This is a genomic window from Borrelia venezuelensis (genome assembly GCF_023035835.1).
Taxonomy (GTDB): domain Bacteria; phylum Spirochaetota; class Spirochaetia; order Borreliales; family Borreliaceae; genus Borrelia; species Borrelia turicatae.
Window position 1 is genome coordinate 552,573 of the sequence record NZ_CP073220.1, and the last position, 25,365, is coordinate 577,937.

The 25,365-nt window shown below is 28.2% G+C and carries 23 protein-coding genes and 1 tRNA gene; 12 read left to right on the plus strand and 12 right to left on the minus strand.

What is annotated here, in order from left to right; translation table 11 throughout:
* Positions 1–38 precede the first annotated feature (38 nt).
* From bvRMA01_RS02705 to fusA, 5 genes are all read right to left on the minus strand, one after another.
* A tRNA-Lys gene (locus tag bvRMA01_RS02705) sits at positions 39–112 on the minus strand.
* 50 nt (positions 113–162) lie between these two features.
* A complete protein-coding gene (locus bvRMA01_RS02710; RefSeq protein WP_247031997.1) occupies positions 163–798 on the minus strand; it encodes a tetratricopeptide repeat protein in 636 nt (211 codons plus the stop codon).
* Positions 788–1,147 carry a bactofilin family protein gene (locus bvRMA01_RS02715; protein ID WP_011772479.1) on the minus strand — a complete coding sequence of 120 codons (360 nt, stop codon included), beginning with the start codon at positions 1,145–1,147 and terminating at the stop codon, positions 788–790. The genes bvRMA01_RS02710 and bvRMA01_RS02715 overlap by 11 nt, the downstream gene beginning before the upstream one ends.
* 78 nt (positions 1,148–1,225) lie before the next feature.
* The gene (locus tag bvRMA01_RS02720) at positions 1,226–1,921 is read right to left on the minus strand and encodes a Bax inhibitor-1/YccA family protein (RefSeq protein ID WP_247031999.1); all 696 of its coding nucleotides are present in this window, start codon (positions 1,919–1,921) and stop codon (positions 1,226–1,228) included.
* Between the two features lie 12 nt (positions 1,922–1,933).
* Positions 1,934–4,009, minus strand: coding sequence for an elongation factor G (fusA, locus tag bvRMA01_RS02725; RefSeq protein WP_247032001.1), 2,076 nt, complete (start codon positions 4,007–4,009; stop codon positions 1,934–1,936).
* Positions 4,010–4,421: 412 nt separating this feature from the next.
* Here fusA and bvRMA01_RS02730 point away from each other — a divergent pair, with 412 nt between their 5' ends.
* The 6 genes from bvRMA01_RS02730 to bvRMA01_RS02755 all read left to right on the plus strand — a co-directional run bounded on the left by bvRMA01_RS02730 (position 4,422) and on the right by bvRMA01_RS02755 (position 10,000).
* On the plus strand, positions 4,422–4,649 hold the full coding sequence (locus bvRMA01_RS02730; protein ID WP_025375539.1) for a KTSC domain-containing protein: 228 nt from the start codon (positions 4,422–4,424) through the stop codon (positions 4,647–4,649).
* A 178-nt stretch (positions 4,650–4,827) separates the two neighbouring features.
* Positions 4,828–5,907 carry a hypothetical protein gene (locus bvRMA01_RS02735; protein WP_247032003.1) on the plus strand — a complete coding sequence of 360 codons (1,080 nt, stop codon included), beginning with the start codon at positions 4,828–4,830 and terminating at the stop codon, positions 5,905–5,907.
* A gap of 66 nt (positions 5,908–5,973) precedes the next feature.
* Entirely contained in the window at positions 5,974–6,507 is a 534-nt protein-coding gene (locus tag bvRMA01_RS02740; protein WP_247032005.1) for a tetratricopeptide repeat protein, read from the plus strand.
* 93 nt (positions 6,508–6,600) lie between these two features.
* Positions 6,601–7,233, plus strand: coding sequence for a hypothetical protein (locus bvRMA01_RS02745; protein WP_247032007.1), 633 nt, complete (start codon positions 6,601–6,603; stop codon positions 7,231–7,233).
* Positions 7,234–7,410: 177 nt separating this feature from the next.
* Positions 7,411–8,631, plus strand: coding sequence for a ribose-phosphate pyrophosphokinase (locus tag bvRMA01_RS02750; RefSeq protein ID WP_011772486.1), 1,221 nt, complete (start codon positions 7,411–7,413; stop codon positions 8,629–8,631).
* A 4-nt stretch (positions 8,632–8,635) separates the two neighbouring features.
* On the plus strand, positions 8,636–10,000 hold the full coding sequence (locus tag bvRMA01_RS02755; RefSeq protein WP_247032009.1) for an FGGY-family carbohydrate kinase: 1,365 nt from the start codon (positions 8,636–8,638) through the stop codon (positions 9,998–10,000).
* On the opposite strand, the gene bvRMA01_RS02760 is transcribed toward bvRMA01_RS02755, so the two are convergent.
* From bvRMA01_RS02760 to bvRMA01_RS02785, 6 genes are read right to left on the minus strand one after another with little or no spacing between them, the layout of a single operon-like run.
* A complete protein-coding gene (locus bvRMA01_RS02760) occupies positions 9,983–10,687 on the minus strand; it encodes an SPOR domain-containing protein (RefSeq protein ID WP_247032011.1) in 705 nt (234 codons plus the stop codon). The two genes, bvRMA01_RS02755 and bvRMA01_RS02760, sit on opposite strands and share 18 nt — an antisense overlap.
* Positions 10,688–11,284, minus strand: a complete 597-nt coding sequence (coaE, locus tag bvRMA01_RS02765) for a dephospho-CoA kinase (protein WP_247032013.1) — start codon at positions 11,282–11,284, stop codon at positions 10,688–10,690.
* The gene (polA, locus tag bvRMA01_RS02770) at positions 11,263–14,022 is read right to left on the minus strand and encodes a DNA polymerase I (protein WP_247032015.1); all 2,760 of its coding nucleotides are present in this window, start codon (positions 14,020–14,022) and stop codon (positions 11,263–11,265) included. Before polA ends, coaE begins: the two co-directional genes overlap by 22 nt.
* Complete coding sequence (locus bvRMA01_RS02775; RefSeq protein ID WP_247032017.1) at positions 14,019–14,417, minus strand: hypothetical protein; 399 nt, start codon at positions 14,415–14,417, stop codon at positions 14,019–14,021. The genes polA and bvRMA01_RS02775 overlap by 4 nt, the downstream gene beginning before the upstream one ends.
* Positions 14,407–14,826, minus strand: a complete 420-nt coding sequence (gene fliS / locus bvRMA01_RS02780; protein WP_011772492.1) for a flagellar export chaperone FliS — start codon at positions 14,824–14,826, stop codon at positions 14,407–14,409. The genes bvRMA01_RS02775 and fliS overlap by 11 nt, the downstream gene beginning before the upstream one ends.
* A gap of 10 nt (positions 14,827–14,836) precedes the next feature.
* On the minus strand, positions 14,837–15,217 hold the full coding sequence (locus bvRMA01_RS02785) for a response regulator (RefSeq protein WP_247032019.1): 381 nt from the start codon (positions 15,215–15,217) through the stop codon (positions 14,837–14,839).
* A gap of 215 nt (positions 15,218–15,432) precedes the next feature.
* Here bvRMA01_RS02785 and ligA point away from each other — a divergent pair, with 215 nt between their 5' ends.
* On the plus strand, positions 15,433–17,439 hold the full coding sequence (gene ligA, locus bvRMA01_RS02790; protein ID WP_247032021.1) for an NAD-dependent DNA ligase LigA: 2,007 nt from the start codon (positions 15,433–15,435) through the stop codon (positions 17,437–17,439).
* Between the two features lie 2 nt (positions 17,440–17,441).
* Here the strand turns inward: ligA and bvRMA01_RS02795 are convergent, their stop codons facing one another.
* Complete coding sequence (locus bvRMA01_RS02795) at positions 17,442–19,757, minus strand: hypothetical protein (RefSeq protein WP_247032023.1); 2,316 nt, start codon at positions 19,755–19,757, stop codon at positions 17,442–17,444.
* 274 nt (positions 19,758–20,031) lie between these two features.
* Here bvRMA01_RS02795 and bvRMA01_RS02800 point away from each other — a divergent pair, with 274 nt between their 5' ends.
* The 5 genes from bvRMA01_RS02800 to ptsP all read left to right on the plus strand — a co-directional run bounded on the left by bvRMA01_RS02800 (position 20,032) and on the right by ptsP (position 25,363).
* The gene (locus bvRMA01_RS02800) at positions 20,032–21,897 is read left to right on the plus strand and encodes a hypothetical protein (protein WP_247032025.1); all 1,866 of its coding nucleotides are present in this window, start codon (positions 20,032–20,034) and stop codon (positions 21,895–21,897) included.
* Entirely contained in the window at positions 21,884–22,345 is a 462-nt protein-coding gene (locus tag bvRMA01_RS02805; RefSeq protein ID WP_011772497.1) for a hypothetical protein, read from the plus strand. The genes bvRMA01_RS02800 and bvRMA01_RS02805 overlap by 14 nt, the downstream gene beginning before the upstream one ends.
* Complete coding sequence (locus tag bvRMA01_RS02810) at positions 22,342–23,205, plus strand: xanthine dehydrogenase family protein subunit M (protein ID WP_247032027.1); 864 nt, start codon at positions 22,342–22,344, stop codon at positions 23,203–23,205. The genes bvRMA01_RS02805 and bvRMA01_RS02810 overlap by 4 nt, the downstream gene beginning before the upstream one ends.
* Positions 23,206–23,365: 160 nt before the next feature.
* A complete protein-coding gene (locus bvRMA01_RS02815) occupies positions 23,366–23,626 on the plus strand; it encodes an HPr family phosphocarrier protein (RefSeq protein WP_011772499.1) in 261 nt (86 codons plus the stop codon).
* A 15-nt stretch (positions 23,627–23,641) separates the two neighbouring features.
* The gene (gene ptsP, locus bvRMA01_RS02820; protein ID WP_247032029.1) at positions 23,642–25,363 is read left to right on the plus strand and encodes a phosphoenolpyruvate--protein phosphotransferase; all 1,722 of its coding nucleotides are present in this window, start codon (positions 23,642–23,644) and stop codon (positions 25,361–25,363) included.
* Positions 25,364–25,365: the final 2 nt, after the last annotated feature.

A 25,365-nucleotide genomic window follows, 5' to 3' on the forward strand; every position in this document is an offset into this window, starting at 1 on the left:
CTTGAAATAAACAAGATTCTTAGCTTAATCCATGCAAGTGAGCTGCACAGGACTCGAACCTGTGACCTGCGGGTTAAGAATCCGATGCTCTGACCACCTGAGCTAGCAGCCCTATGTTTATTAATAAACTAATAAATAGGATAAATGCTTACAAATATAATGTCAAGGATTATGATTATTTTTTTCTATCTTTTTTAGCAGGTTTTTTGCTTCTAAATGATTGGGATTTAAGGTTAGCAATTTTGTTAGAATTCCTTTTGCTAAGATTGTATTTTTTGCATTAAACCTTGCTTTTGCAAGCTTTAATAGTATGTTTTGATTATTTGGCAAAAATCTTAAAGCATTTTCATATGCGAAATCAGCTTCATTATATCTTTCAAGTTTGTAAAAAGAGTCTGCAGTTAAAATATATACTTTAGCTATTCTTGCTCCATTAGGCTCAAGACCAATATATTTTTGAAAATGTTTAAGAGCGTTTTTATATTGTCCTTGAAAAAAATAGGCTTCTCCTAATGCTTGGATTATTCTTACATCATGTTTATTTATTTCAACTCCTTTGATGGATTCTAGTTCTGCTCTTTTGTATTCGCCTGTTGCTATTAGACTCCATATAAGTATTACTCTTGCATCTAAATTATTTGGATTGTATTTTATTTCGTTTTGGGTATTGAGAATAGCTTCTTGAAATTTGCCTTGTCTGTAGAGTAAAAGCGAATCTTCTTTTCCTTGTGCACTTAGGAGGCTTAGGTATGAGAGTAATATGAGAATTATTTTTGAGCAAAAATTTTTATTTACCATTTTTTTCCTCCATTTCACAATTTCCGTTAAAGAGTGCCCCTGAATCTATGAAGAGTTCTTTTGTTTTAATGTTTCCGATTAAATTTCCAGTTTTATAAATTTTTATTGTTTCTAAAGCCTTTACATTACCTTTCATTGTTCCATGATTTAGGAAATTATTACACTTGATTTCTGCTTCTACATTAGCTTTTTCTCTTAGGTATATTGAACTTGTAGAATTTATGATTCCTTTAAGTACCCCTTCAATGATTATTGGTTTATTGCTTTCTATATATCCTTCAAATTCAAAATTACCCTTTATAACATTTTGGGTATTGTTTTCTTCAAATTCTAGAGTATCTATGCTCAATTTAACTCCTAAAAATGAATGCTTGACTTAAGCATTCATTTTTACTTTAACGTTAGCTTTAAATTTGTATTTTGGCTTTTAATCTTTTCTTTCTCCTAAAAATCTTAGTAAATATAAGAATAAATTTATGAAATCTAGGTAAAGCTTTAGAGAGGCTACAACTGCCATTCTACTTTTAATTTCGGTACTGTCTTCTAACATTCTATTCATTTTAGAAATATTTTGAACATCGTAAGCCGTTAGACCTGTAAATAATATGACACCTAAAATTGAGATTAAAAAATTGAGACCCGAACTTCTAAAAAATATGTTAAAAATAGATGCAATAATGATGCCCCATAATCCCATAATAAAATAGCTTCCCATTTTTGTAAGGTCTGTGCTTGTTGTGTATCCGTAAAAGGACATTGCAAGGAAAGTTAGAGAAGTAATTCCAAATGTATAGAATATTGAACTTTGAGTATATATCATAAATACAGAAGATAGTGTTACTCCTGTTAAAGCTGAGTATCCTAGAAAAAGAGCTGTTGCTGTACTGCTTGATATTTTCTCGATTGCTCCGCTTATTGCATAAACAAGTCCAAATTGTACAAGTATCATTGCTATATATGACATTGGATTTGTGAATATTATAGCTCGCATTGCAGGATTTTCAGATGTTGTGTATGCAAATATTGCAGATATTAAGAGACCAATTGCCATTAATCCAAAAACCTGAGCCAAAAATTTGTTTTTTATCCTTATTTCTTGTTTTTCATGCGTTAATTCAAACATAATGATTCCTCCTTATTTTTGTTCGTTAAATTTTTTGCATAATTCATTAAATGTTGTACTTGGAACTTTCCCGTATCTTAGGAATTCCATTGAAAATTCAGCTTTTCCTTGTGTGGAAGATCTTAAAACGGTTGAAAATCCAAACATTTCACTTAAAGGTACCTCAGCTTCAACTTTTGAGAAATTTCCTTCTTCAACAGATCCCAAAATTATTCCTCTTCTTTGGTTTAAGAGCCCAAACATATTGCCTTGAAATTCGGTTGGACCTTCAAGAGTTACTCTCATTATTGGCTCGAGTATTGTAGGTTTTGCCTTATTATAAGCTTCTCTGAATGCTCCTATTGCTGCAAGTTGGAATGCAATGTCTGATGAGTCAACAACGTGATATTGACCGTCATTAATTGTGACTTTAATCCCGACAATTGGGAAGCCGATTAAAGTTCCCTTTTCCATAGCCTTTTGGAATCCTTTGTCACATGATGGAATGTATTCCGTTGGAATTACTCCACCTTTTATAAGATTGACAAATTCATAAGTTTGTCCTTCACTTTCAAGTGGTTCCATAAAGCCAGCAACTCTTCCAAATTGACCTGCACCTCCTGATTGCTTTTTGTGAGTATAGTTAAATTCTGCTTTGTCTGTAATGGTTTCTCTGTATGCTACTTGAGGCATCCCTGTTTCAACTTCTGCTTTAAATTCTCTTCTCATTCTTTCAATGTAAACTTCTAAGTGTAGCTCACCCATTCCTTGTATTATTGTTTCTTTTGATTCGGCATCTACATAAGTTTTGAATGTAGGGTCTTCTTTAGTAAACCTTGCAAGAGCTTTTGCCATGTTGTCAGCTGATTTTTTATCTTTGGGTTTTATTGATAAAGATATTACTGGTTCTGGAATGTACATTGATGTCATTGAATAGTTAATTGAAGGTTCGCAGAATGTATCTCCTGATGCGCATTCTATCCCAAATAATGCAACGATATCACCACTGCTTCCAAATTCAATGTCTTCAGTGTTATTAGCATGCATTCTAATAAGTCTACCAACTTTGAATTTCTTAGAAGTTCTTGAATTTATTAGTTCTTGTCCTTTTTTTAAAATCCCTTGATATATTCTTACATAAGTTAATTGTCCGTATTGTCCATCTTCTAGTTTAAAAGCCAGTGCTACAGTTGGTAAGGTTTCATCAGTTTTAAGTTCAATTTCTTTTTCGTTTTCGTTTAGGTCAAGAGCCACATTTTTGATGTCATGAGGAGAAGGCAAAAATCTATTTACAGCGTCAAGTAAAAGTTGAACACCTTTGTTTTTATAAGCAGAACCCATAAATACGGGACAAAATTTTAAAGCCAAAGTACCTGTTCTAATGGCATCATATATTGTCTCTACAGCTATATCTTCTCCTTCCATATGAAGTTCCATAAGTTCATCATTAAAATCAGATAAAGCATCAAGCATTATTTTTCTCTTTTCTTCAGCCTCATTAGTTAACTCAGCAGGAATTTCCTTTTCTATAATTTCTATTCCATCTTTGCCTTCAAAGTAATAGGCTTTCATTAAAACAAGATCCACAACGCCCATGTGTTTATCTTCAAGTCCTATTGGAATTTGCATTAAAACTGAGTTTAAACCAAGCTTATCTTTAAGTTGATCTTTTACATTGTTAGGATTGGCTCCGGTTTTGTCACATTTATTTACGAAGGCAAGACGTGGTACATTATATCTTTTTAATTGTCTGTCAACTGTAATTGATTGAGATTGAACCCCTGCAACAGAGTCGAGAACAAGTATCGCGCCATCTAGCACTCTAAGTGAACGTTCAACCTCAATTGTGAAGTCAACGTGACCCGGAGTATCAATAATATTTATTGGATGGTTTTTCCATTCAACGTGAGTTGCAGCAGATGCAATTGTGATGCCCCGTTCTCTTTCAAGTTCCATTGAATCCATTGTTGCTCCAACTCCATCTTTTCCCTTTACTTCATGAATGGCATGAATTTTGTTGCAATAAAAAAGAATACGTTCTGTGAGTGTTGTTTTTCCTGAATCAATGTGGGCACTAATACCTATGTTTCGCAATTTTTTATAGTCCATGGAATATTTTTCCTCCTGAATGATGTATACTTAGAACATTAATTATCCTAACTATTCTACATAATTTTTTAAAAAAAGTCTATTTTAAACTGTTTTGGTCGATTTTGACTTAAGGGAGTTTCATTGTCTAAATGTTAAGTAATATATTTAATTGCTTTTTTTAGCAGGGGTTTTTTCGTATTGAATTTATAAAATTAAATTAATTATTTTTCAATTGTAGCTTGTGAGAAAGTCCAGTTATTTATAGACTTGCTTGACTAAATTGTATTAAACATATACAGTTAATTATAAGGAATATATCATTTAGTAAATTTTGATTTCATTGATTAAAAATGCTTAATATTTAATGAATCTACTCTTTCTTTACTTTATATTTTATACTCCTAAGAATTAATCATTGGAGGATATAAGTTTGAATACTTTAACAATATCTCATGAATTGAGTAAAATATGTCAGGTTGATTATGATTCTGCTTTGTCTGAACTTTCTGTATTTTTTAAGGACGGAAGAGCCTATAAATATTTTAAGATTGAACCAAGACACTTTAATATAATATCTAAGCTTGTACAAGAGAAAAGGTCAGTTGGTAAATATTTAACGGAACATATATTTAATAAGTATGACCAAGAAAAGCTTTAATTTTAGTTGTTGACTTAGTTATTTAAGAATGGTTCTTAATGTATAGGAATCCTTCTTAATTTTTTTCCTTTAAATTGATAATGGGGGATAATATAATTTGATTTAAAAAGTAAAATTGGATTGTATTTTTTTGTAATAAATGTTATCATCTTGTAATTATCTTGTAAGGGCTTAGGATATGAAAAAATTTTTAATTATTATAATACTATTTTTATCTTTTAGTATATCTTATGCTAAGTTTGTATATTTCTCAGCGGGTTTTAGTACACAAATTAGTCTTGAGTCATTTTCTTTATTTAATAGAAAAACTGGCACAGTTTTAGATAAATTGATAAGTTTTGAATTATTTACTATTTTGCCAAATTTTCAAAATAATTTTCTCAATCGTTTAAGTGAATTTGAAAACAGTGCAGCTGTTTTATATAGTTCTTTTCAAAACAATTTAAGTCTTCTCATTAGGCTGTTTAAGAATAGAAAGAATTCAGATTCACAGTTGGATAATGTGGATGATTCGGATTTGAGTGATTTAGACTCACTTGTAAATAGTACTCATGATTTGAAGAAATTTTTGCGTGAATTGAGTAAGTTAAACAACAAGGTTACGCTTCAAAAATTAGGTGAGACTGGAGCGAGTATAAGAAAACTCTTAGTTGATTTAGAAGAAACGGCAAAACGAGCTATTGAGTTAAAAGAAGTAATATTTAGTCAATTAAATGAGTTTGGAATTAGTAATCAAGATGATTTTTTGAGATTATGTGAAGAAATTTCTACACCAGGGACTGTTTTAAATGATGCTTTGCGGCAAAAATTGTCACCTTTATTTAGTACTGGTTTTCAGGGTTATTTTCAAATTGGTCTTCCTATTGCTACCAGTAATTTTTATTATGGATTTGAACTTGGATTTGGTGTAAATCTTGGAAGGATGATGTTTCCTAATTTAAACCTGTTAAAGGCTTCCTATCCTGTCAAGTTGGGTTCAGGGATAGTTCCGAGATTATTCATAAAATATGATATTTATTATTTAGCAGCTACTTTATTTTCAGGTTTTGGTGATAGATCTTTAGTTGTAGATCCTGTTTATACAGGGAATTTAATTGGTAATGGCAGAGTAACTAATCCTTTTAATGTTATTGAGACAGGTTTTAGATTGAGATTAGCCTTTCTTAGTGTTGAATCGTCATTATTATTTTCTATTAATGATTTTAAATATAGAGATTTAAGGGCTGGACTTGGATTTGAGATACCGGTAGTTATTTAGACATTGATTGATGTTTGATTGAAATTTATAATGTTTATTTTAGTCTAGTATTTGGGTTTTGCTTTAATGTATAAGGGGTTATTTTTTTTCCTTTTTTATTTTGTATTGTCTTGTAAAACTCTTGCTAAAGATTATCAAACTATTTCAGATGAGTATTATAAGCTTGCCAAATTAAATGAGGAGCTTGGTAATAATCAGGCATCCGTTGAACTTTATGAACAAGCTATTAAATTTAATTCTAATGTGAATGATGCGTCTACTTATAATTTTATTTTGGCTTATATCAATTTGAAGAAATATGATGAAGCTGGATTAAAGCTTGAATCTTTATTGGAAAATGATCAGGACAATATTTTGTTGATTAATTTAAAAGCTTATCTATATTTTAGGAAGGAAAATTTAGAAGAGGCTTTAAAATTGTATTTAAAAACTTTGGAAATCGCACCTGCTAATCAAGAAGCGTTATTTAATGTTTTTTATATTTATCATTTAAAGAAGGACATGGAAACCGCAAAGAAGTATATTTTAAAATATAAGGAATTAAAATATTCAGTTCCTTCTAATGCAAGTGAGATAATCTCGTCCGTTTTGGAGGATTAGAGGTTAAAGATTGTTTTATGATAATTTTGGCATTTGTTTTTTAATGATCTTAATGTGCAAATTCATTTAAATATTTTGGGGGACTTAAGTGTTATGCAGATAAAGATTTTATTTTTGAGTTTATTGATATTTATTACAAGTAATGCTTTCTCAGATGTTGATTTTGAACTTAATTTGGGGGTTGGCCTGGATTTTCCGGTTAGTACTATTTCAAACTTTTATAATACAGCTTTATATATTGGTGAAGAACTTGAGAGTAATATTTCTGATTTAGCTAGAGAAAAAATTGTTACAGATTTTGCAGATATGGTTAACATTGCTAAGACCGGTTTAACTTATGGGGGATATGCTCAAATGGGAGCAAAATTTGATGATTTTTTTTCACTTGGTTTTGAACTTGGATTTAGTTTTAATGTGTTGAGGTATGTTAATCGTAAGGGACGGTTGAGTGATATTTTTTCATTCATTGCAGCCATTGAATCTAGAGTTTATACAAGGTTAGATTTTTTTATTGGATCTGTTGCATTATTTACTGGGCCTAGAGTTAATATGGCTACTGCTTTTAGGGATTCCATCATGGATGAATATGATATTTTTGGTTGGGATCTTGGTGCAAGATCTACATTTGCTTTTTTGGTACTTGAGGGATATTATTGTTGGAATATTCAGAATAATAAATTTTCTGATTTTAAGCTTGGTATAGGTTTTGAGTTTGGAGTTATTTAGGTGGATAATAAATAAATTTTTGCGTTTTTAAGCTTATTGCATTGGCTAGTTTTAATTTGTTAATGATTAAAATTGTTACTGTTTTAACTTTAGAGATTTTCTTTAATCTTGTGTGAATTATTTGTATTGATGTACAATGAAGTAAAGAGTTTCTGTTTGAAGTAGGGAGTTTTAAAATTGGGTTTGCTTATTAAGAAATCAATAGGAATTATTGCCTGTCCCGGTGGAAGGGTATTTGCAGATAAAATAATGGAAGAACTTAAAAAAATATTTTTAGATAGTGAGAGTGAAGTTATTGAAAAAATTTCGCAAACTTCTAGTTGTTTCAAAGAAGATGTCTTGAAGCTTGAAGAAATTTTGTCTCCTTTTTTAGAAGGACTTGAATTTTCTAACTTAAGATTTGATGAGTCGGTGGAGATTCCTGTAAATTTTGTTAAGTTTGCTAATGGTGAATTTAAGGCAGAAATTTTAAAAACCATAAGAAATAAAGATATTTTTATCGTGCAAGATGTTTCTAATACTTATCCAGTTAATGTAAATAATAATGAAAAAGTAGTAATGACAATTAATGATCATTTAATGAATTTGATGACCACAATAGATGCATGCATGCAGGCTAAGGCTAATTCTGTTAGTGTTATCATTCCTTCTTATCCTTACTCGAGGCAAGATAAAAAGCATTCAAGAGAAGGTTTAACAGCAAGTCTTTTTGGGAGATTTTTAGAAGAATTGAGAGTTAAACATATTTTAACACTAGATATTCATTCAAAAGCGATTGAAAATGTTTTTAGAAAAACGTATTTTGAAAATTTAAATGCGTCTTATGAAATTTTTGATGCTTTAGCTGAATTAATAGATATTAGAGATTCAAGTTTGGTAGTTGTTTCTCCTGATACAGGTGCTGTTAATAGGAACAAATTTTTTGCATCTAATCTTAAAAGGCCTTTAGCTTTGCTTTATAAGGAAAGAGATTATTCAAAGGTAACGCATAATGTTAACGATTCTAATATTTCTGTTACTAAACTTTTAGGAGATGTTGAGGGTAAAAATGTTTTTATGAGTGATGATATTTTGGCTACTGGTGGAACCTTAATTAAGGCTGTGAAACTTTTAAAAAGTATGGGGGCTAAGAAGATTATATGTGCAATAAGTCTCCCATTTTTTAATGGAGATGCAATTAGATATTTTGATAAAGCTTATGAGGAAGGCTATTTTTATAAAATAATTGGGACAAATGCTGTGTATCATGATGATAGGCTTATAAGTAAACCTTGGTATTATGAAGCTAATGTTGCACATCTTTTTGCAGGTGCAATTTTTGCCATTCACAATAGGGTTAGTTTGCAAAAAATTCTTGATAGAAGTCATGACATTCAAAATTTGATTTCTAAGAGTTAATTTTATGGATGTACTCAGTATTGATATTGGTACTAGTACTTTAAAATCCGCTTTAATTAATTCTCATCATGGGGTTTTAGAGAGTTTTGATGTAAATTATTTTGATCATTTCAATGTTGATTTTGAAAACTTTGATTATAAAATATGGCTTTTTGCTTTCAAGAGAATAATTTCTAATTTTAAGTATAAAAAAATAGATTGTATTTCTATTAGTGGTATTTCTCCATGTCTAATAGCTCTTGATTCAAATTTGGTTCCTTTGGAAGTTTTACATTGGAATTCTTCTAAGGTGGTTAGTAACTTTAGAGGGAAATCATCTTTCTTACCCTTTGTGCTTAGCACAGTTGAGAGGGGAGTTTATGACAAGGTTAGATATTTTGTATCTTGTTTTGAGTATTTTATTTATTTGCTTACAGATAATCTGATTACAAGCTATCCAAGTCTGTCTTATATTCCTTTTATTTGGAATGATATTGAAATAAGAGAGCATAATCTTGATACAAATAAATTTCCCCCTTTCTTAAGGATGGGAGAGGTTGCTGGTCGGGTTACTAATAGTGCTAGTATTGAATTTGGCATTGATAGTGGGATAGAAGTAATTAATGCTGGAATGGATTATTTAAGCGTTCTTATTGGAAGTGGGGCATTCTTTTCTGGGATTGTCTCAAATAGAACAGGTACAAGCGAGGGTTTTAATTTTATCTCAGATGCATATTTGTCAGACTTTTCTTTGGTGTATCCTTATTTTTTAGATAATTTATTTGTTATTGGAAGAATAGTTCCTTCTGGATACTTGTTGCAATTGTTTAAAGATAGATTATTTAAAAAGAAAAAATCGTTTGAGGAATTTTTTGAAGAGATTCCTAGAGTATATGATTCAGGTAATGTTTATTTTTATTTAAGCAAGAGGGAGCTTTTTTCTGATCATATTTTAATAGATTCGCAAATAAGAGATAATTTGAACAAAGGTATTTTTGGAAAAGTAGATAATCCTTTACAGATAGGAATTGCAATTCTTGAAGCCGCTTATTTTTCCTTTTACAATAAAATACTTCAGCTTAAATCTTTTAAAATGGATGTTTTAGACATTTTTGTGAGTGGTTCTAATTCAGATAATTTGTTTTTAAATGAACTAAAATCGAATATTATTGGTAAAGATTTAAAGATATTTGAATTTAAACATGCTGAGATTATCGGTAATGCAATCTTGGCTTTTTGTTGCTTAGGGGAGTTCGATAGCTTGGATAAGGCATTTAAAAAGCTTGCTAAATTTAAACAGGTTATATCTTTTAGTGCCAGTATGCATGATGTTTATTTAGAGAAATATCATAAGTATGTCTCTAATTTTGATTTATTTGTTAATAGTTAATATGTAAGCATCCTTAAACTCACTTGAGCCTGATATTTTATTGAGATCGAGTTTTGCCTCTGATATGGTTTTGTAAGGTCCAGATCTGACTCTATAGGTGTCTTTATCGTTTATTGTTGCTGAATAGATTTTTGCATTTATTTTATATTTCATCAATTCTTGAATATTGTTATCAGCAGAGATTGGATCTGCGAGTGATGCAAATTGTATGTAGTATTCTTTTCGAGGGTCATATTTGTTTTCAAAGTTATTGTGTTTTTGTTTTTTTTTGTTTTCTTGTTTTGTCTTTGCAATTGTTTGTGTTTTTTGTAATTTTTCTTCTTTTGTATGTGTGTTTGTAGTTTTATGTTGATTTATGATTTGTGGTTCTTTTTTGTTAATAATTTTTTTATTATTTTGATTTATACTACTATTGAAACTTTTATCTTGTTTGATATCTTGTGTGAGGTCAATTATGATTTCATTTGGCTTATCAGTTATTGCTAAAGTATCTTCATTATTTTCACTTTCTATGACGTTTTCATCTTTTGTTTCTTGTAAAATAATATTTTTACCCGCGATTTCGGAGGCTAAGTTTTTATTTGGGAAGAAAATAATTATTCCAAGAAATATAATTGTACAAACAGTTACAATTGAAGTTAATGCTACTAAAAATCCTTTGTTATTATTTTCATTAAAATCTCTCATCTATGTTACCTCTTTCATCTTTTTTCTAATCTCATTTTTTAGATATTCATAGCTCTTATTGTTAATTATATTTATTATTTTTGAATTTAGAATATTTTTATTTAAAAAAATATCTTTTTGACTCTTAAGAATATTTATAATCAAATTTTCATCAATATTGCGACTTGATTTGAGTCTATTTTTTATTATCTCATCATTTGCTTTTGTTATAAATATATGTCCGCAGAATTTTGCAAGATTTAATTTAAAAAGTAGTGCAGCATTAATTATGATTTTATCAAATTTTTTCTTTAATATTACTTGTTCTACTTCTTTATATATAAGGGGATGTGTGATTGTTTCTAATTTTTCTAGTTTTTTCCTGTCATTAAATACAATATTTCTCAGTTTTATTCTTTCTATTTCGTTTTTATTATTTAATATTTGTTTCCCAAATATCTTGACTACTGTGTCTTGTTTTGCTTGTAGGGCTGTGTGTCCAATTTTATCTACATTTATTTCGTGAAAACCATATTCACTGCTAATAATTTTTGAAACGGTATCTTTGCCAGTTGATATTCTACCAGTTATGCCAATTATCGATGAATTTCTCCCCATGATTTTCCAGTCTCAATATTTACTTTTAGAGGAAGTTTTAAAGGATAGGCATTTTCCATCATTGCTTTGATTATTTTGTTTACTTCTTCACATTCTTGTTCGGGCGATTCGATTAGCATTTCATCGTGTACTTGTAAGAGTATTTTTGACTTTAAGTTTTTACTTTTAAGTTCATTATATACTTTAATCATTGCTATTTTCATTATATCAGATGCACTGCCTTGAATTGTACTATTTATTGCTATTCGTTCAGCTCCTGAGCGTTCTGAGTAATTTTGACTATTAATTTCTTTTATATATCTCCTTCTTTTAAGAAGAGTTTCACTGTATCCATTTTTTCTGACAAAATCTATTTGATTTTGTATAAAAGTTTTTATTTTAGAATAAAGATTGAAGTATGAATCGATGAACTTTTGAGCTTCTTCTCTTTTAATGGACAGTTCTTTTGAGAGCCTAAAGGCTGACATTCTATAAATTATTCCAAAATTAATTGATTTTGCTATTCTTCTCATGGAAGATGTTACTTTTTCCTCATCTACTTTAAAGAGTTGCGATGCTGTTTTTATGTGAATGTCTTTTTTATTTTTAAATGCCTCAATTAATGATTCGTCTTCTGAGAGGTGGGCTAGTATGACAAGTTCAATTTGTGAATAGTCAGCAGAAATAAAAATATTGCCTTTCTCAGGTTTAAATGCTTCTCTTATTTTACGTCCTTTTTCATCTTTGATTGGAATATTTTGTAGGTTAGGTGAGGTGCTTGAAATGCGACCCGTTGCTGTTTTTGTTTGTATAAAATTTGTATGTATTTTGTTTGTTTTTTCATTTACAAACTCTATTAAATTATCTGTATATGTATTTTTTAGTTTTGCGATTTGCCTATATTGTATGAGTTTTGGTATAGATTCATGTTGCTCTTTTATTGTCTCTAGTACCTTAATGTCTGTTGAATCTTGCTTGACATTTTGGGGTAGTACTAGATTTAATCTTTCAAATAAGACCGTATGTAGTTGTTTCGTTGAATTTAGATTAAATTCAATACCTATACTTTTTATTATCTCATTTTCAATTAATTTTAATTCTTTATCAAGTTCATAGCCATATTGTCTTAGATAATCTTTATCGAGATAAATTCCATTTTCTTCCATTTCTGTAATGACATTGCTAAATGGCATTTCTATATCTGTCATTAGATTTTCAAGGTTGTCTTCTTTGAGTTTTTTTGTAAAAATTTTAAATAACCTGAAAGTAATATCAGCATCTTCAGCAGCGTAATTGGAGACCATCTCAAGTGGTATATCTTTCAAAGTACCATTTTGTGCTACTATTTCTTCGTACCTGATATTTTTATGCATTAAATATTTTTCTGCTAAGAAATCAAGAGATACTTTTGTGTTTGGATCGATAACATATGCTGCTATCATTGTATCAAAGTAAGGTGGGATTACATTAAATTCATGTTTTTTAAGTATTTTGTAATCGAATTTGTAGTTTTGACCAATTAACTTAGGTTTTGATTTAAAAAATTCATTGAATTTTTGGATTATGTATTCTTTTTCAATAGTTTTTTTTTCTTTAGTTTCTATAGGAATATAGTAGCTTTCAAATTCTTTAAATGAAACCGAAATTCCTATTATTTGCGCTTCATGGACATTAAGAGAAGTTGTTTCTGTATCTATTGCTACATAGTTTGCTTGTTTTAGTTTTTCCATTAGTAAGTCAAGTTGTTCTTTTTTTAATATTGTTTCATATTTGATATTTTCTTCTTGTATTGTTTTAAGAGCATTTAAATGTGATGTTGTTGTTTGTAAAATCTCTGTGTCTGTTTGATTTATATTGGTTTCAAAGAGCGACTTTTGTGTTTGATTTGTAGCATATCTTTTTTTTAATATAGTCTTGTAAGATTTAATTAGGGTTGTTGCAGAATATTCTTCAAATAATAAAAGGATGTCTTCTTTTAAGTTTTCCAGTTTAAATTTTTCAAGTGCTGGCAATTTTAGATCTTCTACAAGACTGATAAGTGCATAACTTAAAAAGGCATTTTCTCTCTCTTTTAGTAATATTTCTCTATATTTATTGTTGATAGAATCTAAATTATCGTATATTCTATTTAATGTTTGAAATTCATTTAGTAGCTTAACAGCTCCTTTTTCCCCAATTCCTTTGATACCTGGTATATTATCTGATCTGTCTCCAACAATGGATAAATAATCTTTGATTTGGGATTTATTTACTCCAAATTTTTTCATCACATAATCATTATCCATTTCCACAAAGCTGCTATTCTCGATTTTAAGTATTTTGGTTTTAGACGACATCAGTTGTAATAAATCTTTGTCTGGAGAAATGATATAAGTTAAGTAATTGTTGATTTCTGCTTTTTTTGCAAAGCTGGCTATAAGATCATCAGCTTCGTATCCTTGTATTTCGAACATTGGGATATTTGCTTTTATTAGACTTTCTTTGATCCAGTAAATTTGTGTGATTAAATTATCTGGAGGAGCATCTCTTGTTGCTTTGTAACTTGGATACTTTTGTTGTCTAAATGTTTGTGTCTCTGAGTCAAAAGTTACAATTAGATTTTCTGGATTTTTCTCTTTTATTATGAAAAAAAGAGTTTTGAAAAATCCAATAAATGCATTGACATTTTCTCCTTTTTTATTTGTTAAAGGATTGTTTTTCATTACATGATAGTTTCTAAATATTATATTTAAGGCATCAATTAGGTAAATTTCTTTCATATTTTTACATCTACTAAAATTGGGTTATTGTCTTTAAAGAGAGTTTTAGACAATTGTGTCTTTGGTATTGTTGTCTTTTGAGCAAATAGCCTTTTTAAAGTTTTGTGTGTATTGTGATATTGAATGCATATTTTTTCTTTTAACAAGCAAGTGTCCCCAATTAATTTTTTAATTTCTTCTTGCATTTGTTCTTGTTCCTTTAGCCATGAATTTATGGTTATATAATGATTATTGATTGAATTTAAGATTAAATCCTTTGCAGGATTTGTAATATTTAATATGTTTAGCATTCCTTTATTGATTTCTTCATTTTCAAATTCTAGAATAGCTTTTAATTTTTTTAGTTCAAGTATTAAATCTTTTAAATATATTTTTAATATTCTATTAGTTGACAATATTGATTCCTAATTTCTTGTTAATAATATTATTATCTTTTTTAAGCAATGCTTTCCAAGCTGTGTGCAGATTTTTAAGATGCTTTAAAACTTCTTGAATATTATCCCTATTCTTTTCTAATATAACATTTTCTAATGTTTTGTTTAAAAAAGAATATATTGAGAATAAGTTATTTGAAATATCCCCACCATCTTCAAAATTGAGTGTAGACATTAATTCAATGATGATATCTTGTGCATGGTAAACTTTTTCATCTGCTTTTGCTGTACTAGTTGGATCTTTACTTTTATAAAATTCTTTGGCAAGCTCTAAATCTTGTATTGCTTTCTCATAAAGCATTACCAATATTGATATAGGACTTGATGTATTGATTTGTGTTTTTTTATAGATTTCTTCTTTTGCTATCAAGGATTTTTTCCTAGTTTAATCTTTTTATTTGTTCCGCTATTTGCTCTTCTTTGAAAGGTTTTGTAATATATCCTTTTGCTCCAAGTTCTAAAGCTTTTGCAATGAGTTCTTGTTTTCCAAGTGCTGTAACCATCAATACATTCATTTTTCTTGCAAGTTTTTCGTTAACTTCATTTATTTTTTCAAGGGCTGTAATGCCATCCATGCTCATCATTGTTATATCAAGAGTTATTAGATGGATTTCTTCCTGTTTTTCGAATTCTTTAATAGCCTGTATTCCATCTTCTGCTTCAAAAAATTCGTTAAAGCCTAGTTTTTTCAATATCTTGATTAAGTTTTTTCGCATAAAAATAGAATCATCAACTATTAAGGCCTTTTTATTTTCTTCCAAACCCCACTCCTTACTTAATTTTAACATGATAACATATTAAATATCATTTAATATAAATAAAGATATCATGCATAATTATCTATTTTGTATTTTACTTTAGATTTTAAAATGAATGAGTTTATTACTCAATAACTTATCCCTGAAAATTTATATTTTTATTTACATTATTTTGTTAAAATATAATGTAAATTTTGGGTAGATTCAATGTTAAATTTATGATTAAAGATATAGAAGATGAAATTTTATGTTTAAGAGATAATATCAGAAAATGGAATAAAGAGTATTATGTTGATTCCTCACCCAGTGTGAGTGATTTGACTTATGATAAAGCTCTTTTAAGACTTCAAGATTTGGAAAGTAAGTATCCTGAATATAAAACTTTGGATTCTCCCACTCTTAAGTTTGGAAGCGATCTTTTAAATAATTTTGAAGAGGTTACACATTCTTTTCCTATATTAAGTTTGGATAAGGCTTATGATATTAAGGAATTATTATTGTGGATTGAGAAAATGGTCTTAGAAGGTTCTAGTTTGGGAGCTTATACTGGTATCTCAGTTGAACCCAAAATTGATGGGTGTTCAATTGTTCTCTATTATAAAGATGGGATATTGCAGAAAGCTTTGACTAGGGGAGATGGAAGGGTTGGTAATGATGTTACTGAGAATGTTAGAACAATTAAAAATGTTCCTTTGTCTATTGATGAAAAGGTTGAATTAGTATTGCGGGGTGAAATTTATATTACTAAGGAAAATTTTTTGAAAATAAATCACACATTAAAGAATCCTTACCTTAATGCTAGAAATTTAGCCTCAGGTATACTGAGAAGAATAAATAGTAGAGAAGTTGCTAGTTTTCCTTTAGATATTTTTGTTTATGATATTTTATATTCTAGTTTTGGATTGAGTACTAATCATGATGCGTTTGATAAACTTAAGAAATTTGGATTTAAAATTAATCCTTTTTGTAAATTTTTTGGTGGTAAAAACTTAGAAGAAATTACTAATCATGTTAAAAAGATAGAGATGCAAAGAAATTCTTTAGAATATGAGATTGATGGTGTTGTGTTGAAAGTTGATAGCTTTATTTTAAGGGATATTTTAGGATATACTTCTCATCATCCAAAGTGGTCAGTAGCTTATAAATTTGAATCTTGCACAGGCGTAAGCAAAATTGTTGACATAGTTGTTCAGGTTGGCCGCAGTGGCAAAATTACTCCTGTTGCACATGTGGAGAAGGTATTTGTTGCGGGGGCTTTTATTACTAATGCAAGTCTGCATAATCAAGATTATATAGACTCTATTGGCTTAAATGTTGGAGATGTTGTTGCAATTTCAAGACGTGGAGATGTAATTCCTGCTGTTGAATTGGTGGTAGAAAAGCTTTCGATTGGTAGTTTTAAAATTTCTAGTAATTGTCCTTCATGTAAAATGGCTTTAATTAAAGAGGGTTCACATCTTTTTTGTGTAAATAAACATTGTCCTTATCGAATAATTGAACAGATAAAGTATTTTTGTAGTAAAAAATGCATGAATATTGTAGGACTTTCAGGAAAAACAATAGAGTTCCTTTTTGAAATGAAGTTTATATCTTCGGAGATTGAGCTTTATACTTTTAATTTTGATAGACTTATTAATTTAAGGGGTTTTGATCTTAAGAGAATAGATAATTTAAAGCGTTCAATTAGCGATAGTAAAGGTAGGCCATTTAGAAAGTTGCTTCTTGGTATGGGAATTAAGGAGCTTGGAGCAAATACAATATTGGTTTTAATTAATAATAATTTAAATTCGTTTGATATAATTAGTACTCTTTGTAAAAATAAAGAGGCTGCTCTTGCCAAACTTTTAAAGATTAAGGGAATAGGTGAGAAGATAGCTTTAAATATTATTGAAGCGTTTAATGATAAGATTATTCTTGATAAGTTTAATTTTTTTAAAGAATTAGGGTTTAAATTGGAAGAATATAATACTAATTATGTTGTGGATGATTCTTTTTTGTTTGGCAAAAAATTTTGTATTACAGGTTCTTTTGAAGGGCATTCTAGAGATGTTCTTATTGAAAAGATTACTAAAAAAGGTGCTATTTTCAATAGGGCAGTTACTAAGCGTTTAGATTTTTTACTTGTTGGAGAGAAACCCGGATTAAAATTGCAAAAAGCTAATAATTTGGGAATTAAAACCTTTGGTCTTTTTGATATTAAAGATTTTGTGGATTTAGATAATTAAATTTATTTTATTATTCTTATCTTTTTAAATTCGGATGCTAGGTTTTTGTATAGAGTTCCTATCTCATTTGCATGTTCTATTTTTATTAAGTTTCTGAAAAATTTTTCTTTATGTTTGAGTGATGGATTAATGAAATGGGTTTTAACATTATATTTTGGGATTAGTTTGTAAATTTCTTGTGCTCTATATAAATTTTTTGTTGGTTCTATTTCAATGTAGTATCCGTTAGATTTTTTAAAATCAAACTCACTGCTTTGATCTTTAAAATTATAATTGTTTGAATGTGTATCTGGATATATTGTAAATTCAGCAGTTTTTATTACACTGCTTTTATGTATTTTTTTTTCATTGTTAGGATAAAATTCTTTTTTTGTGTATTGCGATTCTCCGTTGTCATGTGTAAAGAGGTCTTTGTTTTTGTATTTTGTAAATTCTTCTTTAAGTGTTAAAATAGCATTTTCATTATTCATTAATTTTTCATTTAATATATTTATTTTGTCTTGCTTTTGTTGAATTGTATCTTTATTCTCTTCATATAATTCTGCATTTTTATCAATTTTGTCTTTTAGTGCATTGATTACTTTTTCTATTGAAGATAAATTGTTTTCTATATTTTTTAAGCTAGTATCATGATTATTTTTTAAGTCTATTAATTCTTTTTGAAATGCTAATAAGGTGTCTTTGTTATTATTGATTTTATCATCCAGTTCACTTAATTTGTGAGTATTGTTGTTAAGAGTATCTTTATTATTATTGATTTTATCATCCAGCTCACTTAATTTGTGAGTATTATTGTTAAGGGTATCTTTGTTGTTATTGATTTTATCATCCAGTTCACTTAATTTATGAGTGTTGTTGTTAAGAGTATCTTTGTTATTATTGATTTTATTGTCCAGTTCACTTAATTTGTGAGTATTGTTGTTAAGAGTATCTTTATTATTATTGATTTTATCATCCAGTTCACTTAATTTGTGAGTATTATTGTTAAGGGTATCTTTGTTGTTATTGATTTTATCATCCAGTTCACTTAATTTGTGAGTATTGTTGTTAAGAGTATCTTTATTATTATTGATTTTATCATCCAGTTCACTTAATTTGTGAGTATTATTGTTAAGAGTATCTTTATTATTATTGATTTTATCATCCAGTTCACTTAATTTGTGAGTATTATTGTTAAGAGTATCTTTATTATTATTGATTTTATCATCCAGCTCACTTAATTTGTGAGTATTATTGTTAAGGGTATCTTTGTTGTTATTGATTTTATCATCCAGTTCACTTAATTTATGAGTGTTGTTGTTAAGAGTATCTTTGTTATTATTGATTTTATTGTCCAGTTCACTTAATTTGTGAGTATTGTTGTTAAGAGTATCTTTATTATTATTGATTTTATCATCCAGTTCACTTAATTTATGAGTGTTGTTGTTAAGAGTATCTTTGTTATTATTGATTTTATTGTCCAGTTCACTTAATTTGTGAGTATTATTGTTAAGAGTATCTTTGTTATTATTGATTTTATTGTCCAGTTCACTTAATTTATGAGTGTTGTTGTTAAGAGTATCTTTGTTATTATTGATTTTATTGTCCAGTTCACTTAGGATTTGGGTTTCTGAATTGAAATATTCCTGTTCTTGAACATGCATATCATATGTGTTTTTTTCAGGTGGATAATTATATTCTTCATTTGATATATATTCATTTTGGTTTTCTTCATATTCTTGATCATTGTTGTAATGATTGTTTTTTGATTGAGGAGCATGATTAAATAAGTTTTCTTTTGTGTTAATTAGATTTTTTATCTTTTCAATGATTTCTTTTAAACTTTTTGTTAAAATTTCGTATTCTTCATTCTTGTTTTTTATTGATTTTATATTTGTGTGACTTAAAAGATTTTCTATATTTTCTATTTTTTTCTCATAGTTTTCAATTCTAAGTTTTAAGTTATCTATATCTTTTATGAACCAATCGTCTATATTTTCTTGTTCTGAGTAAAAATTTTTTGTGTTTAAACTTTGTGGATATTGTAACTCTTCATTTGTTAAGATATTATTTCTTGTTTTTCTGTTATCTGAAACTTTAAATTTATTTGATTTTTTACTTGGTGCATTTGAGTTGTTATCTTTTGAAATTTCATTTTTCTTATGATAGATTATCTCTTCTTCGTTGTCAAAATCTTCACTTAAGTCTTCTTTGGGAATATAAACCTTTGAGTGATTCATTATATAGTGAGTTATATTTTTTTTGGACTCCCCAAAAAGTAATGTACAAGAAATCAACATAAAAGTTTTAGAGAGCATTGAAAGTATCTTTTTACTCATAAACACCCTGTTGTTAATATTATTTGATATTCATTCTTAATTTTGATATTATCATACTTTATAAAATTTATCAAAAGAAAATATATATATAATAACATTAAAATAATATAATCGTTGAGCCCTATACTTTAATTTCTGGGATATCATTAATTGAGTAAATTTAATTGTTACATCATGTTTTGGTTTCAATAGTAATTTTGTTGGTATTGTGCCATAATGATACAAATATAAGATAAATTATGAATTTTTGCCTCCTTATTTTATTTAATTATTTATGAAGCTAAAGAATATGGAAGAAGTTTGGGCTTTGCCAGTTTGTTGTAATATCAAGAATTCTATCATTGAAGATTTTAAGATTTTAGATAAATATAAAGATCAGGTTTTTAATATAAGTTATAAAGATGATATTACCTTAAAAGTCATCGATGCTGTTGATTCTAATGAATTTGATTTAAAACTTTTTGATAATAAAATAAATTTTGAAGGACAAATTCCTTTGGTTTTATATTCTGATAGCTTAGACTCTTTAGTAGAAGCAGAAGCAAGTGTTGTTTTTGAATTAAAAGTCATTGAGCAAAACGGTGTTTATTTTGATTCAGGATTAAAAGAATTGGGTGAGTTTAAAATTTATAATTCTTATTATGAGTTTTCAGACTGTTTGAATTATTGCAGTGATGTTATTTTAGTTAAAGTATGCTTTAAGGATGATAGTTTAGTCATTGATGCAGACCTTGATAATATTGCACTTGTAAAGCAAATTATTAGTGATAATTTTTGTATTGCTAAAGATAAGATCATTATCAATCCTATTAATAATAATTGTGTTAATGTTTTGTTTTCAGTTTCGTTTAATGCCGTCTTACAAGGCATAATAATTGCTAAAAAACTTGGGCTGAAGGTTAATGTTCTTTATTATAAGAGACATTTTTTAATGGCACAATCTTTAAACTTAAAGTTTTCAGCTGTTAATTATTTATCATCAGAAAATAGGCTTGATAAGATTATGTTAGATCTTGAAATCAACAGACCATTACACTTTTTATATAAATTTTATTTTGATTACCTCAGGCATGTTTTTGATAATTTATTTTTTGATGTGTGTATACATTTTAATTTTATATCGACTACAAGTAATGCTGTGTTTTTTTATGATAATTATTTTTTATTTGGAATTGCTGTTTATAATTTTATTTATTCAAATTTTTATAATCTTGCAGTTAGTTTGTCAATTGAACCTCTTAGTTATTTACTCAGCTATGTTAAGAGTGAATATAATGTTTTTTTCAAACTTTTTAAAGAGATGGATTTGAAAAATTCTATCATGCGCAAGTCATCTGCTATAAGTTTAAAGAATGAATATAATATTTTTGATGTGAGAAGAAAAGGTATAGGATTTGCCTTTTTAAATCTGGACCCTTATCGAGATTCTGCTCTCTTAGGTGGGAATCAAACTGTTTCTATGAGTTTACATAAGGATAAATTAGATGTATTTATTCCTTATAAAATTATGGATATCAACTTAATGAACTATTTAAGGAATATTTTAGCTAGGACTTTTAGCTTATCTTATAGTAATGTAAATTTTATTGTTAGTGATGTTTTTATAGATGATGTTGGACTTTATAGTACGTTGATTAAAGAATCTTACATTATTGAAAGAGAAGTTTTGGCTATTAAGGATGTGCTTGTCATGATGATCGGTGAGAATTTTAAGGGAGAATATCCTGTTGTAGCTGGTCAAGATTTTGTTATGGATATAGATAAGAAATTTAATGTTGCTTGTTCTCTTGAAATTGATATAGAAATATATTCTTTTAATATTGTGTTTAGTAATGTGAATTTTTTTGTTGAAAACGGTAAGTTTGATAAACTTAGGATAAATAATAAGCGTATATTTTCAATTTTTAGTTTGGCAGTTGATTATGTTTTTGAAAATATTACTTATGATATTGTTGATTCTGTGGATCTTGAGTTTATTGAAGATGGTGAATTTGTTTTTTCTTTTAGAATATTATTTATTGCATCTGTTTGTGCAATAAAAACAGCTTTAATCCAGGCTTTTGACTTCAATATCTGTAAGACCCCTATTGATCTTAAGGATATTTTAGATAATTGGAGTATACGAATTGATACTAATTAGCTTTAATTTAAATGGAGAGACTCTTTCAAAAAGTATTAAGCTTCCTTTAAGTACTAAAGAGCTTTTGATAAGTATTTTTTATTCAGGCAATCAAAGTTTTATTGAAAATATGAATAAAAAATTCTCATTAGTGCTCTTAGACTTAAAGCCTGTATATTCGTCTTTAGTTTCAGCCTTTATGTTAAATGGGCGTAGCATCATTACTGTTGAGGGATTGCAAAATACAACTTTTTATGAAACCTTAGTTAAGGTTTTATTAGAAAATGATTTTGGGTTTTGTACAAATTGTTTTTCATCTAATGCATTATTATTTTATTATCTTTTAAAACGTAAAGTTATAATTAGGGCTGATATTTTAGGGTATTATAATACATTAAAGTGTAATTGTCTTGATGTTAATACTTTTTTAGATCTTTATTTGAGATTGGAAGAGTTAGAGAGGAAATGAGAGGTGTGAAGGTATATTATCCAGAAAATTTTAATACACTTGTTAATTTATTTAAGGAAGATTCAAACAATTATATAGTTTATAATGAGATTGATTTTCATAAAAATGCTGAAATTTTTATGAAAAATGAAATTTCTGATAATTTTTTTATAATTAATAACTTTGAAAGATTTAATAAAGTTTCTCTTAAGAGTAATTTTTTAGAAATGGGACCATGTGTTACTTATGATACAATATTGCAGTTTGGAGAGAGAAATATTCCAAGGTTGTTTTATGAATTTATTTCAAGACTAAATGATAGGATATATCTGAATAGTATTAATATTGCTAATGGATTTTATTATAAAAACACAGTATTTGATTTATATCCTTTATTGTTAAGTCTTGATGCTCAGCTTGAATTTAAAAATATTTTAACCAAAAAAACTTATACTTATAATGCTTACAGTATTAACAGGGATGATTATATACAAAGTCGCCATACTTTATTTTTAAGTAAATTAAAATTTCCAATCACAAATTTATGGAATAAGAGTTTTTGTAGCAGAATATTTGTTGATACTTTTTCATTTGATATTTTAGAAGAGGCAAACATTATTTTTATTTGCGTTCTTTTAAATATTAAAAGAGATATTATAAGTGATTTTTTGATGAAGATATTTTATAATGACAAGGTTATTACTTTAAGGGATTTTCAAGTTTTACTTCTTAATAAATCTTTACCTTTATCTTTAATTGAAATTGAAGATTCTCTTAAGATGCTAGATAAAAATATTCGTGATATTAAAAACTTTAGTTTAGGGGAGAGAAGTTTAAGACTTATAAAAAATTTTTATTTCGATATATTATCTAGTTTTTAGTCTTGTAAAAGTTAGCATTATTAAATAATTGCTGGTTTTTTGGCATAGTTTTAATGTAAAAGCAATAGAATTAATTTATCAATTTGTTTTTATGCATTATAATATTTATTTGTTAATAACTTAATCAAAAAATAATTATTCAAATAAGGGGCTTAAGTTTATGGTAAAAAAAGAAGCTACAATTAATGCCGTTAATGGCTTGCATGTTAGACCAGCGTCAACGTTTGTCAAAAAAGCTAAGGAGTATGCTAGTGATATAACTATTGAAGCTGATGGAAAATCTGTTAGTGGAAAAAGTTTATTTCGATTACAAACACTAGAATTATCTTCTGGTAAGAAGCTTGTGGTTTGTGCTGATGGTGATGATGAAGAAAAGGCTGTTACTGAACTTGTTGAGCTCATTGAATCTTTTAAAGAATAGGTATGGAAGGTTTATATGACTTTATCGGGGAAAAGAATATCTAAAGGAATAGGTGTAGGAGAGGCTCTTTTTATTAAAAAGGATTTTGATAAATTTATTGATAAATCAAAAATTGCTTCTTTACAAATTGATGATGAGATAAAAAAATTTAATGATGCTAAATCAAAAGCTATATCTGCACTTAAAGAGCTTACAAAAAAGGCTGTGGCTCAACTTGGTGCTGATAAGGAAGGTATTTTTGAAGGACAGATATTAGTGATTGAGGATGATGAACTTTCTGATTCTGTTACAAGTTTTATTAAGAATGAAAATTATTGTGCTGCTTATGCTGTTTATATGTCTTTTAAAGAATTAATTGCGAGTGTAGAAGAATATACAGATGCTTATTTAAAAGAGAGAGCTTCTGATTTTAAAGATATTAGAAATAGGCTTATTTCAAATATTTTAGATCAGGTGACTGATCTCTCTGAGGTTAAAAGAGATGTGGTTCTGATTACTGAAGAATTGACGCCTTCTGATACAATGCAGGTTGATTTAAGTTATGTTAAGGGGTTTGTGACTACAGTTGGTGGTGAGACTTCTCATGCTGCTATTTTGGCAAGGACAATGGGACTTCCTGCTCTTGTGATGACACCTTTGGATATTGCTAAAATTAAAGAAGGTGAGCAGTTGATAATTGATGGATTATCTTCAATAATTATTGGTAATCCTTCATCCAGTGAACTAGATAAATATGCACATAAGATATTAGAGTATAATGAGTATGAGAGAGAGCTTTTCGCATTAAAAAACCAAGATGCAAAGACAAAAGACGGTATTAAAATATCTCTGAAGGCTAATATTGGAACTCCTACAGATGTTTTTTATGTTAATAAATATGGGCTTGATGGTATAGGGCTTTTTAGGACAGAATTTTTATATATGGAGTCTATAAAGCCTCCAACGGAGGATGAACAATTTGAGGCCTATAAGAGAGTTGTAGACACTATTGAGAAAAAAGGTGTTGTTACTATTCGTACTCTTGATATTGGAGGAGATAAGGAGATTCCATATTTTAAATTCCCAAAGGAAGATAATCCTTTTCTAGGATATCGTGCTCTTAGGATGTATATGGACTATGAGGATTTAATACAAAGTCAATTTAATGCGATTTTTAGGGCTAGTCATTATGGCAAGATAAGAATCATGGTTCCTATGCTTACTAGATATGAGGAACTTGATATAGTGAATTATTTTATAAATAAAGCTAAAACAAATTTAAAGTCTAGGAATTTGCCTTTTGATGAAAATTTGGAAGTTGGTTGTATGATAGAAGTTCCTTCAGCGGCTTTAATGGCATCTGACTTTGCTGACAAATTGGATTTTTTTAGTATTGGTACTAATGATTTAACCCAATATACTTTGGCTGTAGATAGGGGTAATCAAAAGATATCAAATTTATACGATAAATATAATCCTGCTGTATTAAGGCTGATTAAGAATGTTCTTGATGCTGGTAATAATTTTGACATTGATGTTTCTGTTTGTGGTGAGCTTGGGGGAGATGAGGCTGGAGCTTTAATTCTTATTGGGCTTGGATTTAGATCTTTAAGTATGGTTCCTAGTGCTTCACTTAGAATTAAGTATTTGCTAAGCAAATGTACAATGTCTGATTTAAGTGAATTAGCAAGCAAAGTATTAAATAGTAAGTCAGAATTAGAGACTTTAAAATTTTTAGATAAATATATAGGAGATTAGTT

Bases quoted from the DNA above. Each gene is read 5' to 3' on its own strand.
- bvRMA01_RS02745 (WP_247032007.1), top strand. From the start codon at position 6,601: ATGCAGATAAAGATTTTATTTTTGAGTTTATTGATATTTATTACAAGT.
- bvRMA01_RS02795 (WP_247032023.1), bottom strand. From the start codon at position 19,757: ATGAGTAAAAAGATACTTTCAATGCTCTCTAAAACTTTTATGTTGATT.
- bvRMA01_RS02815 (WP_011772499.1), top strand. From the start codon at position 23,366: ATGGTAAAAAAAGAAGCTACAATTAATGCCGTTAATGGCTTGCATGTT.
- bvRMA01_RS02740 (WP_247032005.1), top strand. From the start codon at position 5,974: ATGTATAAGGGGTTATTTTTTTTCCTTTTTTATTTTGTATTGTCTTGT.
- bvRMA01_RS02800 (WP_247032025.1), top strand. From the start codon at position 20,032: ATGAAGCTAAAGAATATGGAAGAAGTTTGGGCTTTGCCAGTTTGTTGT.
- bvRMA01_RS02710 (WP_247031997.1), bottom strand. From the start codon at position 798: ATGGTAAATAAAAATTTTTGCTCAAAAATAATTCTCATATTACTCTCA.
- bvRMA01_RS02760 (WP_247032011.1), bottom strand. From the start codon at position 10,687: ATGAGAGATTTTAATGAAAATAATAACAAAGGATTTTTAGTAGCATTA.
- fusA (WP_247032001.1), bottom strand. From the start codon at position 4,009: ATGGACTATAAAAAATTGCGAAACATAGGTATTAGTGCCCACATTGAT.
- coaE (WP_247032013.1), bottom strand. From the start codon at position 11,284: ATGGGGAGAAATTCATCGATAATTGGCATAACTGGTAGAATATCAACT.
- ptsP (WP_247032029.1), top strand. From the start codon at position 23,642: ATGACTTTATCGGGGAAAAGAATATCTAAAGGAATAGGTGTAGGAGAG.
- bvRMA01_RS02735 (WP_247032003.1), top strand. From the start codon at position 4,828: ATGAAAAAATTTTTAATTATTATAATACTATTTTTATCTTTTAGTATA.
- bvRMA01_RS02810 (WP_247032027.1), top strand. From the start codon at position 22,342: ATGAGAGGTGTGAAGGTATATTATCCAGAAAATTTTAATACACTTGTT.
- bvRMA01_RS02755 (WP_247032009.1), top strand. From the start codon at position 8,636: ATGGATGTACTCAGTATTGATATTGGTACTAGTACTTTAAAATCCGCT.
- polA (WP_247032015.1), bottom strand. From the start codon at position 14,022: ATGAAAGAAATTTACCTAATTGATGCCTTAAATATAATATTTAGAAAC.
- bvRMA01_RS02720 (WP_247031999.1), bottom strand. From the start codon at position 1,921: ATGTTTGAATTAACGCATGAAAAACAAGAAATAAGGATAAAAAACAAA.
- ligA (WP_247032021.1), top strand. From the start codon at position 15,433: ATGATTAAAGATATAGAAGATGAAATTTTATGTTTAAGAGATAATATC.